General features: G+C 61.9%; 12 protein-coding genes. 5 read left to right on the top strand and 7 right to left on the bottom strand.

The genetic code is table 11. The annotated features are described in order from the left end of the window. Positions 1-42: 42 nt before the first annotated feature. From AC3IR3_RS01545 to AC3IR3_RS01535, 3 genes are all read right to left on the bottom strand, one after another. On the bottom strand, positions 43-480 hold the full coding sequence (locus tag AC3IR3_RS01545) for a hypothetical protein (protein WP_489225035.1): 438 nt from the start codon (positions 478-480) through the stop codon (positions 43-45). Between the two features lie 991 nt (positions 481-1471). Next, the gene (locus AC3IR3_RS01540) at positions 1472-1888 is read right to left on the bottom strand and encodes a hypothetical protein (RefSeq protein ID WP_489195298.1); all 417 of its coding nucleotides are present in this window, start codon (positions 1886-1888) and stop codon (positions 1472-1474) included. Between the two features lie 223 nt (positions 1889-2111). Then, complete coding sequence (locus tag AC3IR3_RS01535) at positions 2112-3143, bottom strand: LysR family transcriptional regulator (protein ID WP_489195297.1); 1032 nt, start codon at positions 3141-3143, stop codon at positions 2112-2114. A 134-nt stretch (positions 3144-3277) separates the two neighbouring features. Between AC3IR3_RS01535 and aceB the strand changes: the two genes are divergently transcribed. The 4 genes from aceB (at position 3278) to AC3IR3_RS01515 (ending at position 7822) form a co-directional block, all read left to right on the top strand. After that, positions 3278-4879 carry a malate synthase A gene (gene aceB, locus AC3IR3_RS01530; RefSeq protein ID WP_489195296.1) on the top strand — a complete coding sequence of 534 codons (1602 nt, stop codon included), beginning with the start codon at positions 3278-3280 and terminating at the stop codon, positions 4877-4879. A 34-nt stretch (positions 4880-4913) separates the two neighbouring features. Further along, positions 4914-6203 carry an isocitrate lyase gene (aceA, locus tag AC3IR3_RS01525; RefSeq protein WP_489196995.1) on the top strand — a complete coding sequence of 430 codons (1290 nt, stop codon included), beginning with the start codon at positions 4914-4916 and terminating at the stop codon, positions 6201-6203. A gap of 453 nt (positions 6204-6656) precedes the next feature. After that, the gene (locus AC3IR3_RS01520) at positions 6657-6956 is read left to right on the top strand and encodes a transposase (RefSeq protein ID WP_489195295.1); all 300 of its coding nucleotides are present in this window, start codon (positions 6657-6659) and stop codon (positions 6954-6956) included. Then, positions 6953-7822 carry an IS3 family transposase gene (locus tag AC3IR3_RS01515; RefSeq protein ID WP_489195294.1) on the top strand — a complete coding sequence of 290 codons (870 nt, stop codon included), beginning with the start codon at positions 6953-6955 and terminating at the stop codon, positions 7820-7822. Before AC3IR3_RS01520 ends, AC3IR3_RS01515 begins: the two co-directional genes overlap by 4 nt. A 334-nt stretch (positions 7823-8156) precedes the next feature. Here the strand turns inward: AC3IR3_RS01515 and AC3IR3_RS01510 are convergent, their stop codons facing one another. The 3 genes from AC3IR3_RS01510 to ubiK all read right to left on the bottom strand — a co-directional run bounded on the left by AC3IR3_RS01510 (position 8157) and on the right by ubiK (position 12091). Beyond that, entirely contained in the window at positions 8157-9941 is a 1785-nt protein-coding gene (locus tag AC3IR3_RS01510; RefSeq protein WP_489195293.1) for a cation:proton antiporter, read from the bottom strand. 226 nt (positions 9942-10167) lie between these two features. Further along, the gene (locus AC3IR3_RS01505) at positions 10168-11667 is read right to left on the bottom strand and encodes a YifB family Mg chelatase-like AAA ATPase (RefSeq protein ID WP_489195292.1); all 1500 of its coding nucleotides are present in this window, start codon (positions 11665-11667) and stop codon (positions 10168-10170) included. A gap of 166 nt (positions 11668-11833) precedes the next feature. Beyond that, a complete protein-coding gene (gene ubiK / locus AC3IR3_RS01500; RefSeq protein WP_132142458.1) occupies positions 11834-12091 on the bottom strand; it encodes a ubiquinone biosynthesis accessory factor UbiK in 258 nt (85 codons plus the stop codon). A gap of 194 nt (positions 12092-12285) precedes the next feature. Here ubiK and glnK point away from each other — a divergent pair, with 194 nt between their 5' ends. Further along, positions 12286-12624, top strand: coding sequence for a P-II family nitrogen regulator (gene glnK, locus AC3IR3_RS01495; protein ID WP_489195291.1), 339 nt, complete (start codon positions 12286-12288; stop codon positions 12622-12624). Between the two features lie 10 nt (positions 12625-12634). Here the strand turns inward: glnK and AC3IR3_RS01490 are convergent, their stop codons facing one another. Beyond that, entirely contained in the window at positions 12635-13162 is a 528-nt protein-coding gene (locus AC3IR3_RS01490) for a CcdC protein domain-containing protein (protein WP_489195290.1), read from the bottom strand. Positions 13163-13221: the final 59 nt, after the last annotated feature.

Genomic DNA, 13221 nt, shown 5'->3' with positions numbered 1-13221 from the left:
TTCCTGACACCATGCGGCGAATTAATCTCGTTCTTCCCGTGCCTATAAACTGCCGCTGCTGTGAAGGCTGATCGTAATGTCATAGTTTCCATCGCCGCTCTTGCTCCCCTGCCGAACAAGTATGTTGTACTCCCCAGCCTCGAGGTCCGGGATGAACATGGCATTGTCAGAAAATTCGTGTTCCGCTGAATCAATATCGCTGTCGTAGACAATATGACCCACGTCGTTGGACTCGATCTTTTCCACGACAAACGACGCTATTTCGCTCTTGATCGATATGGCGAGGCTACTGACGGCTTCGGCTTGGGTCTTGAAGTGGTAGGTCGGATAAAGCGAATCCTCACTGACAAGCCCTCCCGTGGTGAAGTGCACGAAATGGGTATGGGGAAAATCCACCGGTACCAGCTTCGACACCATCGAGGCCGTGACAAGTGCCGGACATAGCAGTGCCGCGGCAATCCATTTCATGGATTTATTCATATGCATTCCTTTATCGAGCGCCTTGATGCGCGAAAGCATTCTGGGCAATTGATCCCTGAATTGATGCGCAACTTGTCTGTCGGCGGGCGTAGGCCGACGGACCAGCCCCCGGTCAGCTTGAGCTCCGCATAAGCTGCCAGTTCCAGGCCAAAACAGTCGCTGCGTGTCGACGCCCTAGCCGGGCGATCTTCATCGACTATCCCAGCAAGACCTTCACCCTGGGACCGCTGCGCCACCCGACCGACAGCGTCGAAACCGACATGATCGCCATCCGCGCGATGTTCGCGCCGTGTCGTGGGAAGCATCGCGGGGCGCGAGGCGATGACGAATGTCGTTGCGACGAAAGAAACAAAGGCGCGCTGCCTTTCGGTAGCGCGCCTTACATTCATCAAGGACTCAACCGATATGCCCCGTTTTTCATACCCTCCTACGACTCAAAAGGCTATAAATACCTGAGGATCGAGTCCAGCGACCGCGGCTATGTTGACAATCCTCTCGAATACACCTCCGCGTCCGAGTCTCTTTCGTCCATGTCGGAAGACACAAAGAACTTCCTTCGCAACGTCAATCTACAGAACACTCGACCGAAAGACCTTGCCAAGGTGATGGGGAGGCTTTTGAACGAAGGTCACCTGTCTAACAGGTCATCCACCACATTTTTCGTACTTCCCGCGGACGGAAACGACCCTATCGACGCCGTCGCTTTCATGGCTGCGGAGGCCAGAAAAGTGGAGTCTGGACAAGTCCGAATATGGACCAAACACCGCCCGCGATTACGCGCGCGCTTCCGAAGCGGCGACAAGGCTGCAAGATGTCATCGCTGTCTTGAGGTCCGAATCGCGCCTCGATGTTATGGCCTGACGACCTCATACAATGACCCATATCATGCTGCTCAGAAGGCCCGCCTTCTATAGCAATGGCGACAACCTAAAGCGAGTACGACGCCGTCAATGAAAACGCCGCGCGAAGGCAAGCCATCACGCGGCACTTTTCAGGGTGTGCGGTAACGTACCGTCAACGAATAGTCGCCGTCGGCATTCGGATCCTGCTTGTAGACCTGCAAGACGTATCGCGAACCATCCAGCTTGGGAATGAACGTGTCGCGTCCGCCGATACGACTGTCGTAAACAACCTCCGACATCAATCCTTTCAGGATATGGAAATGCGCACCCTGACTGGATAGCGATACGAACAGGCTACCCCCGCAAGGCGACTCCGTTTCCCATTCCGTGATGTAGCCAATTTCGGCATAACCCGACCTGGTGAACTCAAAGACAAATGGTTTGCATGCAGTATTTGCCGTGACTGCGAAATTGCTATCGCTCATGCCAGCGGATATCGGCGATGCTGCGACTGCAGTCAGAGGAGTCAGAGCGGCGAGAAGCAGAAGATCTTTCCATGACGTCATTGACGCGTCCTTTATTTCGCGCGGTATCGCGCAAACTGATCTTCGCCCACTCAAGGACGTTTCTACGTAGGTCGGACGCGGGCATTCAAGTCAGCCTTGCACGAGGGACGTTACGGATAGAAACGACGCGCCTTCAGATGCAGCTACATGCCATGCCGATACGATGGAGGGGGGCACGATGACAAAGGAGATAGGCGCGATCGAAGATCGAACCGCCGCAGGCCTAGCGTTCCGAATGGCCCGACTCGTCGTAATCGCGATGCGTCAGCAATCCCGGCCGGATCAGATCGATGAACGCACGCGCCTCGGGACTCAGGAACTTACCCTTGCGCATCACAACGCCATAGCTGCGTTGCGGGAAGTACTGCCGCATGTTGCGCACGACAAGTCGTTCGCGATCCGCATCGGTAATGCAGATACCCGTGACGATGGAGATACCTAGCCCCATCGCCACATACTGCTTGATGACGTCCCAACCGCCGACCTCGATCGCGACGGTGTATGGCACGTGGCGTTGCTGGAAAACCATGTCGACAAGGCGATACGTCGTCAGGCGCTGCGGCGGAAGGATCAGTCCGTACGGTGAGAGGTCTTCCAGGCGTAAGTCGGTACGTTTCGCCAACGGATGATCGGGCGGCATGATCAGCATCGGATCGTAATGCTGGAACGGCGCCCAGGCTATGTCGTTGGGTACATCGATCATCGAGCCGATCGCGATATCGGCTTCATCGGCGCGCAACAGGGCCAGGCCATCCTTCCCGGTGACGTTCGCAAGCTGGAGTTGCACTGTCGGAAAGCGTTCGCGGTAGGCCTTGACCAGTTCGGGAAGCAGGTACTGGATGGTCGACGACCCCGCTGCGACGGTCAGGCGTCCGGCCTGAGTGCCGCGTGTTTTCGCGAGGAAGTTCTTATCGAGAGTCTCCCAACCTTCGACCAGGGGACGAGCCATTTCGTAGAGCGTCTCGCCCGCATCGGTAAGCGTGATGCGTCGACGGGTTCGCTCCAGAAGAGGCAGGCCGAGCTCCCGCTCCAGCGCCTTCAGCTGAAGGCTGATCGAGGGCTGGGATAAGAACAGGGCCTCCGCGGCTCGAGTCAGGGTGCCAAGGCGGACCGTGTAGACAAAGGCGCGAAGCTGCTTGAGCCGGTTGCCCTTGTAGTAGAAACGGGCGATGTCGCCCTCACCCGCCGACTGACTAACGGCGCGCTTCGCGGGCACTTTTCGAGCTTTTACCGGGGCATTCATCTTGCGAACCATAATCATTCCCCAGCCAAATCATATTGATACGTATAACATTAGTAATGTTAATGATATGAATTGAAACATTTGCTTTGTCAACATGACGTCCAAAGGCCTAGCTTGCAATCACGACTTACGTGGAGAGCAACGCCATGGCTGTACCCAAGGACGTCATCGACCTGACCCCCGGCATCGAGGTTTCAGGCACCGTTTCGGTGAACTATGCCGACGTACTGACGCCCGCGGCGCTGGCGTTCGTCGCCACCCTGCACCGCCGTTTCAATGGTCGCCGTCTCGAGCTCCTCGCCGGGCGCGTGGTCCGCCAGGCCGCTTACGACGCTGGCGAGTTACCGGACTTCCGCACGGACACGGCGGCTATCCGCGAGGACAGCTGGACTGTGGCGCCCATCCCGGCGGCACTTCAGGACCGTCGCGTGGAAATCACCGGCCCCGTCGAACGCAAGATGATCATCAACGCGCTCAATTCGGGTGCCAAGGTGTTCATGGCCGACTTCGAGGACTCCAGCGCCCCGACGTGGGCCAACCAGATCGACGGACAGCGCAACCTGCGCGACGCTATCGACGGATCGATCGAATACACCAGCCCCGAGGGCAAGCAGTACCGCATTGGCATCGATCCCGCTGTCCTCGTTATCCGGCCACGCGGATGGCATCTGCCCGAACGCCACGTCACGGTGGATGGCGAGACGCTGGCCGGTGCCCTGCTCGACTTCGGCCTGTTCGCATTTCACAACGCCGCAAGGCTGCATGCCGACGACCTGGGGCCGTTTTTCTATCTGCCGAAATTGCAAAGCATGGAAGAGGCTGCGCTGTGGGAAGACGTGATGTCGTTCGCGGAGAACCAGCTGAGCCTGCCACGCGGCACCATGAAAGTAACAGTGCTGATCGAAACGCTTCCCGCCGTTTTCGAGATGGACGAAATCCTGCACGCGCTTCGTCGTCGTATCGTCGGGCTGAACTGCGGGCGCTGGGATTATATTTTTTCCTATCTGAAGACGTTCCGTGCACACGCCGATCGCCTGCTGCCGGAGCGCGGTCAGGTGGTGATGACGGTGCCGTTCCTGAGGGCGTATTCGGAACTGTTGATCCGGACCTGCCATCGTCGCGGCGCCTTTGCGATGGGTGGCATGGCCGCGCAGATTCCCATTCGCGGCGACGACGCGGCGAACGATGCGGCCATGGAAAAGGTGCGCGCCGACAAACTACGCGAAGTTATCGCCGGCCATGACGGTACATGGGTGGCGCACCCCGCACTGGTCCCGATCGCGAAGGCCATCTTCGATGCGCACATGCCTTCGGCGAACCAATTGCACGTGCTGCGCGACGATGTAAATCCATCGCGCGACACACTGATCGCTCCGGCCACCGGCACCGTGACGCGGGCGGGTTTCGACAACAACGTCGAAGTCTGCCTTCGTTACACCGCCGCATGGCTCGACGGCCTGGGCTGTGTCCCCATCCATAACCTGATGGAGGATGCGGCCACCGCCGAAATCGCACGCGCGCAGCTATGGCAGTGGCTACATCACGGCCCGATCGAATTCAGCGATCACGCACCCATCGACTTCGCGCTTTTCGATCACGCACTCGCCGCGCACGCCCGCCGGCTACGCGAGAGTCAGTTCCCCGGTCACGACCGTGCCGACGAAGCCGCCGCGTTGATCTCGACCCTGACCCACGCAGACGAACTGCGCGACTTCCTCACCCTGCCCGCCTACGACCAGCTCGCCTGATCGCCACGACATATCCACTCTTGAACGGAGATCCATCATGAAGACGCAGACCGCCGAACAGATCACGCTGGACTGGAAGAATAACGACCGCTGGAACGGCGTCGAGCGCCCGTATACCGCCGAAGACGTTACGCGTCTGCGCGGCACGGTGCAGGTCGAATACACGCTTGCCCGCCGTGGCGCCGAACGCCTGTGGCGCTCGTTGCACGAGCAGCCCTACGTCAACGCGCTGGGCGCCCTGACGGGCAACCAGGCGATGCAGCAGGTGAAGGCCGGCTTGCAAGCGATCTACTTGTCTGGCTGGCAGGTAGCCGCCGACGCGAACACGGCGGGCACCATGTATCCCGACCAGTCGCTGTACCCGGTGGACTCGGTGCCGAACGTCGTGCGCAAGATCAACAAGACACTGCTGCGCGCCGACCAGATTCATCATGCGGAAGGCAAGGACGGAACCGACTGGCTCGTGCCGATCGTCGCCGACGCGGAAGCGGGTTTCGGTGGCGTCCTCAATGCGTATGAGCTGATGGCGCACATGATCGAATCCGGCGCGGCGGGCGTGCACTTCGAGGACCAGCTGGCCAGTGCCAAGAAGTGCGGGCATATGGGTGGAAAGGTGCTGGTGCCGACGCAGGAAGCGGTACAGAAGCTCATCGCGGCACGTCTCGCCGCCGACGTGGCCGGTGTGCCGACGCTGATCGTCGCACGCACCGATGCCATGGGCGCGGGCCTGGTCACGTCGGACATCGACGACCACGATAAGCCGTTCCTGACGGGCAAGCGCACGGTAGAAGGTTTCTACGAAGCCAGGGAAGGTATCGATCAGGCCATCAGCCGCGGCCTGGCCTATGCGCCCTATGCGGACCTGATCTGGTGCGAAACGTCGACACCGGACCTGGAGCAGGCACGCCGGTTCGCCGAAACCATCCGCGCGAAGTTCCCGGGCAAGATGCTGGCTTACAACTGCTCGCCGAGCTTCAACTGGAAAAAGAATCTCGACGAGAAAACGATCGCCAGCTTTCAGAGGGAACTCGGCGCCATGGGTTATGCGTTCCAGTTCATCACGCTGGCCGGCTTCCATGCGCTGAACTACTCGATGTTCGATCTTGCCCGCGGCTACAAGGATCGTCAGATGGCCGCCTATGTGGAATTGCAGGAAGCGGAGTTCGCTGCCGAGAAACATGGCTATACCGCCGCGAAGCATCAGCGCGAAGTCGGCACGGGTTACTTCGACCAGGTGAACCAGGTCATCGCCGGCTCGCTGAGCTCGTTGTCGGCACTGAGCGGTTCGACGGAAGAAGAGCAGTTCCACGCTTCGGCCGCGTGAGGGATAAGGGCATCGCAAACGATGCCCCTATTTTTGGTTCTTCATGCATTCGCGGGGACGGCTTGAGGTGTCTTGTCGAGCTTCGGTCGGGGACAGCCGCCTTACGGTCGTGGCTTGAGGAAGCCGCGACCGGGTTGGCCCTTGGGGCCTTCGGCGCCGTCCCTGCGGGAGCGGGCCGTAGCGCCGCTTTCGCTCCGACGAGTCATCGCGGCCCTCGGCTAAGGCGGCCCCAAGGACCAACCCGGCCACGGCACCGTCGACTGCGGTTTGCTGAAGATAGAGCGCGAGCCAAGCACGTGACGGAACCGGACCGGATGCGGGTCACCCTCGGTCATGCATCACCCGCTGCTTTCCCCCACGTCACCGCAACACCCGGAAGAGCCGTCGGCCACCTGAGGTGGTCTAATCTTTCTGGACATCCTGAGGGGATTCACAGCCAGAACGAGGTGAACCATGGGACGTAAAAATATGACGCAGGCGCAGCGGGACGAAGCCGTGCATCTGATCCTGGCCGAAGGCCATTCGACACGGCAGGTGTGTGAGATGTTGGATGTCGGCCCTACGGCGTTAAGACGGTGGGTGGCAATGTACCAGGCAGAGCATCCGGCGCCAGGCAGCCAAAGGACGGCCGACGAGGACCGTCGCCGTGTCGTCGAGCTCGAGGCGCAGGTGCTCAAGCTCCAGGAGGAGCGCGAACTGCTAAAAAAATCTATCGCCTTCTTCGTTCGGGAGAACGATCGCCCACGGCGGTGATCGACGAACTGAAGGGGGCGTACGCGGTCACCCAGCTTTGTGACGCCATGGAATACCCCCGCAGCAGTTACTACGCCGGGCGCGGCGCGGAGGAACGGCCGATTCCTGACGAGCCGAAGGCGGTGACCTCGGTTCGGCAGATTCATCGGCAGAGCCGAGGCAGCTACGGTACACGCCGCATGGCTGCGGAGCTTGCCCGGCAAGGCATGCCGACGGGTCGATATCGCGCCCGCACCCTGATGAAGAAGGCGGGTGTGTGGGCCGAACGGGTACGCCGGCACTCCTATCGCAGAGCGAGCAAGGCGGCGGTGCCCGCCCCCAACCTTCTTGCGCAGCAGTTCAACGTGGCCCGGCCCAACCAGGTCTGGGTCGGCGACATCACCTTCCTGCCGACCCGACAGGGCTGGCTGTACCTGGCCATCGTGGTGGATCTGTATGCCCGGCGGATCGTCGGCTGGGCGTTCTCGATCCAGCCCAACGCGAACTTGGCGCTGGCTGCTCTGGATCAGGCGGTGAAGGACCGCAGGCCCTCGGGTGAGCTGATGTTCCATTCCGACCAGGGCTCGCAATACAACAGCTTCGGCTTCATTCGGCGCCTGCAAGGCCTGGGAATCACTCAAAGCATGAGTCGAAAGGGACACTGCTGGGACAATGCTGTCGCCGAGCGGGTCTTCGCGTCGTTGAAAACCGAATGGATGCAACGGACCTACGACACTCGTCACGAAGCCGAGAGCGACGCCACGGTCTTCCTGACGTCTTACTACAACTACCGGCGCCTGCATGCGGCCAACGGTCAGGTCCCGCCAGCCATCCACGAGATGCTGACGGCCCGAAAAAAAACCCATCGGGTGTTTAGAAATACTTGACCACCTCAACCGCCCTCGACGCGACTTGCGGAACCGAGCGCGGCGGGCGGAAAAGGCCCGGAGGGGGCGGACCTGGACGGTCCGCCGTTTTCGCTGAGGCAGGAGCCGAATCGAAAACCCCCGCCCGCCGTGCGGGCGCGACGGGGCGCAGCCATTAAAGCACCAGCCGCGCAGCGGCTATCCCTTCCCGAGCGACGGTGGAGACGGAGCGTCGAGGGCGGTGGCCGACGGCTCTCCCCGCAACGTCCGAGTGCTACGGCGAAAGCGATGGCGAAGCCGAGCCCTCCCCCGACCATGCGTGAAGAATCTTTTTTAGGAGCTCGCTTGCGGGCTCCTACAACGGCGGGACCAGTGCTATGACGGTCCAGCCCGGGCGCGGCTCCAGTTCGTGCTTGCCCGATGCAATGCGCAGCGTGCCCTTTTCCTCGACGCCGAACAGCATGACCGTCGGCGACCCGTATTGCTCGATGAAATGCGGCCAGTCGAACGTTTCGGTCAGACGCGTCGATTTTATCCGCCAGCCATCGCGCAGCATGTCGGCAAAGCGCGTGTGCGTCATGTCCTCGTCGAACAGCGCGGTTGCGAGCAGGCTACCCGCGAGCGACGCACGTTCGTGACTTTCCGCTGGCGACAGATTGCGCAGGCGATACACTTTGTCCCGCCCGAACGCTTCGCGGTAATGCACACTGACCAGCGAGTTCAGTTCGCGATGCGTGGACATCGCCAGAAGATTGCCCACGCCGGTCAGATCGAGTTTACGATCCGCTGCCTGCGATGCCGGATTGCCGAAGAACGTATTCAATCCTTCCATGCGTGCGAGACGTATGCCGTTCCAGTCATCGTCGGCGACCACGACGCGAAGACCCTCGACCTGAGCGAGCGCACGCGCGATTTCCAGTGCGACCGCGTCGGAACCGAAGATCAGTACGCCGCGCGGCTCGGGCTCCGCGACACGCAACCATTGCGCCAGAGGTCGCGCCGTGGCGCTCTGGAATACCACGGTGCCGATGATCAACAGGAAGACCAGCGGTACGAGACGATCCGCCCCTGCCATGCCGATCTTTTCCAGGCGCAACGCGAACAGCGCCGACACGGACGCGGCGACGATACCGCGCGGAGCGACCCATGCGATAAGCGCGCGCTCCCTCCAGTTGAGTCCGCTGCCCACACTCGACACCAGCACGGATAGCGGACGTATCGCGAGCTGCGCAACAACGAAAATGGCGATACCGGACATCAGTGCGCCGGGAGGCAATGGCCAGCCGAGCCGGGCCGCGAGCATGATGAAAAGCGTCGAAACGAGCAGCGTCGTCAGATGCTCTTTGAAGTCCATGATGTCGTCGACATGCACGTCACGCATATTGCCGAGCGCGATGCCCATGATCGTGACGGCCAGCAAACCCGACTCATGCGCCAGCGCGTTGGACGCGCCGAACGCCGCCAGCACGGCGGCCAGCGTGCCGTAGTTCTGCAGATACTCAGGAATGCTCTGCCGGCGCAGGAGGCGCCCCAGCACGAAAGCCGCGATAGCGCCGATGATGGCGCCGCACGCGATGGTCCCGAGGAACACCTGGATGGAATGACCTTCCCGCCTGGAAACAATGGCTTCGTACACCAGTACCGCGAACAGCGCGCCGACAGGATCGATGACGATGCCCTCCCAGCGCAGCACATTGGCAATGCGTGCATTGGGTCGCACCGTGCGCAGCATCGGGGCAATGACAGTGGGTCCGGTAACGCAGGTCAGCGCGCCAAACAGTAACGACAATTCCCAACTCAGGCCTCCTATCCAGTGCGCTGCGGCGGCCAGCAGCAATAGTGCGAGTACGGCGCCATAGGACACCAGGCCACGCACAGCATTGCCGATGCCGGCCAACTCGCCGAAACGCAGCGTCAGACTGCCTTCGAACAGGATGATCGCCACGGCCAGGGAGACTACGGGAAACAGCAGGTCGCCCATCAGCCGATCCGGCTGAAGCAGGCCGGTTACCGGCCCCAGCACAATGCCCGCGACAAGCAGGAAAAGAATGGCCGGTAATCGAAGACGCCACGCCAGCCATTGGCAAAGAAATCCCACCACGAGCATCGCGGTCAGGACCAATCCGATTTCGAGCCCCATGCAGCATTCGTCCTTTGCTTGCGAAGCGCCGGCCCGCAGGTCGACGCAAAGCGAAGGATAGTAAGCACCCTTTCGTGAAGAAAGGCCGAGCCCGGTATCGAAGCGGGGGAGGGAGGGGATCCGATACCGGGGCGGCCACGGGAGTTCATTAAAGAACTGCCCGGTACAGGATTATCCGCGCGCCCTCGGCATTCGTCAACTCATCAGTACATAAAATATCTTTCACCTAGCCACGGCGATACATCAGCGCCTCGGCGAGATGGCTTTTCTCCACACAACCGGACCCGCCTTCCAGATCCGCGATGGTGCGCGACACACGCAGGATGCGGTGATACGCGCGCGCGGAGCAACCGAGCTGCTCCAGCGATTTTTCGAACCAGTGGCGCTCGGCGGGAGGCAACGCGCAGTCGCGCTCCAGATTCACCACGCTGAGGTCGGCATTGGGCTGTCCGGCACGAAGCAACGCCTTTTCTCGGGCACGAACGACCCGTGCCCGTACGGTCGCCGTATCGTCGTCGCCTTTACCCGGCGGCGATGTGAGATCGGACAGGGGCACGCGAGGTACGTCCACACGCATGTCGATGCGATCCATCAGCGGACCGGATATACGCGAGCGATAACGCAGTATCTGGTCGGGGGTGCAGCGACAGGTCTCGCGGGTATCGCCTGCATAGCCGCACGGACAGGGATTCATCGCGGCGACCAGCTGAAACTGAGCGGGAAACGAACACTGCCGGGCGGCCCGGGAGATGACGATTTCGCCCGATTCGAGCGGCTCGCGCAGGACCTCGAGAACATGCCTGCTGAATTCGGGCAATTCATCCAGGAACAGCACGCCGTTGTGCGCCAGCGAAATTTCGCCCGGCCGCGGCAACGATCCGCCACCGACAAGTGCAACGCCGGACGCGGTGTGATGCGGCGCGCGGAACGGACGGCGGCGCCATAGCGCGGGATCGACCGTGTCGCCATTCAACGATCGCAAGGCGCAGCTTTCCAGCGCATCGGATTCCGTCATCGGCGGCATGATGCCCGGCAGGCGCTCGGCGAGCATCGTCTTGCCGGTGCCGGGAGGTCCCATGAGCAACAGGTGGTGTCCGCCGGCAGCGGCGATTTCCAGAGCGCGCCGCGCCTGCCACTGGCCGCGCACGTCGCGCATATCGGGGCCCGTATAGGGAGGATCGTCCAGTTCGGAGTTGCCTGGCGCCGACAGTTCGGCGGTGCCGCGGAGCCACGCACAGACCTCGGCGAGGCTGTCCGCCAGAAGGATATCCGCAGGGCCGAGCAGCGCCGCCTCGGCGGCGTTGGCGCGCGGCACGACGACGCGGCGTCCGCGCGCCCGCGCGCGCAACAGCGCGGGAAGAATGCCGGGTACGGGCCGGAGTTCGCCGGACAACGCCAGCTCACCGAGGAATTCGCAGTCGTCGAGACGCTCGCGTGGAATCTGCGAGGCAGCCGCCAGAATGCCGAGGGCAATGGCCAGATCGAAGCGTCCGCCGTCCTTGGGCAGTTCGGCCGGCGCGAGATTCACCGTCACACGACGGTTGGGATATTCGAAAGCGGTGTTCTGGATGGCGACGCGGACGCGATCCCGGGCTTCGCGAACCGCCGCTTCGGGCAGGCCTACGATCGAGGTACTCGGAAGACCGCCCGACAAATGCACCTCGACGATGACCTGCGGCGCGGAGACGCCCTGCTGGGCACGCGTCAGGGTGACCGCGAGGCTCATCGAGCGGGGGAAATACAGGTTGGCGCGCGCAGAAGCCGCGTCACGGCCTGACCGAGCTGCGATCTGGCTCGCATACGCACTCCTTGCGTCGTTTGAAAAATAACCGCCCCCGACCGCTCTCGGGGTGAGGGTGACGAATCGGGGGCGGCTCCCGGGAGGTGGCGGGCTATTGCCCGCGAGCTGCAACGCTGACTTCTAGGTCGGCGATGCGCTGTTCCAACTGTTCGAGCTTCTCGCGTGTCCGGGCCAGCACCTGGCTCTGGACGTCGAATTCTTCTCTGGTTACGAGATCGAGGCGGCGTAATCCCTGCGCCAGAATATCTTTGAAGTTGGCGTGCAAATCCTCACGCGCCTGTGCCAACCCTGGCGGCACCAACGACGCCAACCGCTGCGCGAGCTGGTCGATACCCTGCACATCCATCATTGCGCACCCCGATGTCGTGAATGAGAGTCTAGAAGAGCTGTAGAAAGTCGCCATAGGCGCTCGCCGCTACGTAGTGTAGGGTTTTTCCTACAAAGAAGCCCCCAAGCCCCCGGCCCGGGACGCCACGACGTGCCAATGGCACAATGGTCCGTCAAGGGCGCCGGCATGTGGCCGCGCCAGCAGGGAGTAAAGCAATGAAGCTCGTGGTGGCCATCATCAAGCCGTTCAAGCTCGACGACGTGCGCGAGGCGCTGGCCGAGGTCGGCGTTCAGGGCGTGACCGTCACGGAAGTGAAGGGTTTCGGCCGCCAGAAGGGCCATACGGAGCTATACCGCGGCGCGGAGTACGTCGTGGACTTCCTGCCCAAGATCAAGCTGGAAGTGGCCGTCGCGGACGACATGCTGGAGCGCGTGACCGAGGCCATCGCCCAGGCCGCCCGCACGGGCAAAATCGGCGACGGCAAGATCTTCGTGAGTTCGCTCGAGCAGGTCATCCGCATTCGCACCGGCGAGCTGGACAACGACGCACTCTGAGCGCGTCCGTTCAGGCCAGGTCGGCCGCGAGCCGGCGATTCTGCCGGTGGCGCAGCAGGAGACCGCTGTAGTACGCGACGTAATAGCCAATGGTCAGGCCGATTACCAGCATCGTCAGCGGACTGTTCCCCGGTGCGGGTCCATGGACCTGCGCCATGTGCTCGCCGCCCGCGAAAACCGGGGCGAGCACCGTGAAGCGCCACACCAGCCGCCCGATCAGCAATACCGACAATGCGCCGCCAATCCAGGGATTGGGGATATAGCTGTCCCCGTCCGGACCCGATTCGAAACGGGTCAGGCGCAGTCCGAACCAGGCAAGCATGCCGCCCAGCGCCAAGCCGCCCAGCGCGCCTTCGGCAAGCCGGATGTCCTGCAGACCGGAAAGCATCATCAGGCAAGCAATGACCGCGAAAATGGCCACGCGGGCGACCATCCGCTTCCTCCGGATCGGCTGCCGGCCGAAATGGCTGCGCAGGCGGCGATAGATACCGAAGGCGATCAGCGGCGCGACGATGAACGGGATGTAGTTCGGGGCCATGACGACGGACTCGGAGGCAGGGTGTGAGCAGATATTAGGCGTATGCGCCACCAGCCACG

It is taken from the genome of Luteibacter sp. GL_149 (assembly GCF_057834065.1).
The sequence above is the reverse complement of the archived record's forward strand: the minus strand, read 5'-3'. Positions and strand labels throughout refer to the sequence as shown.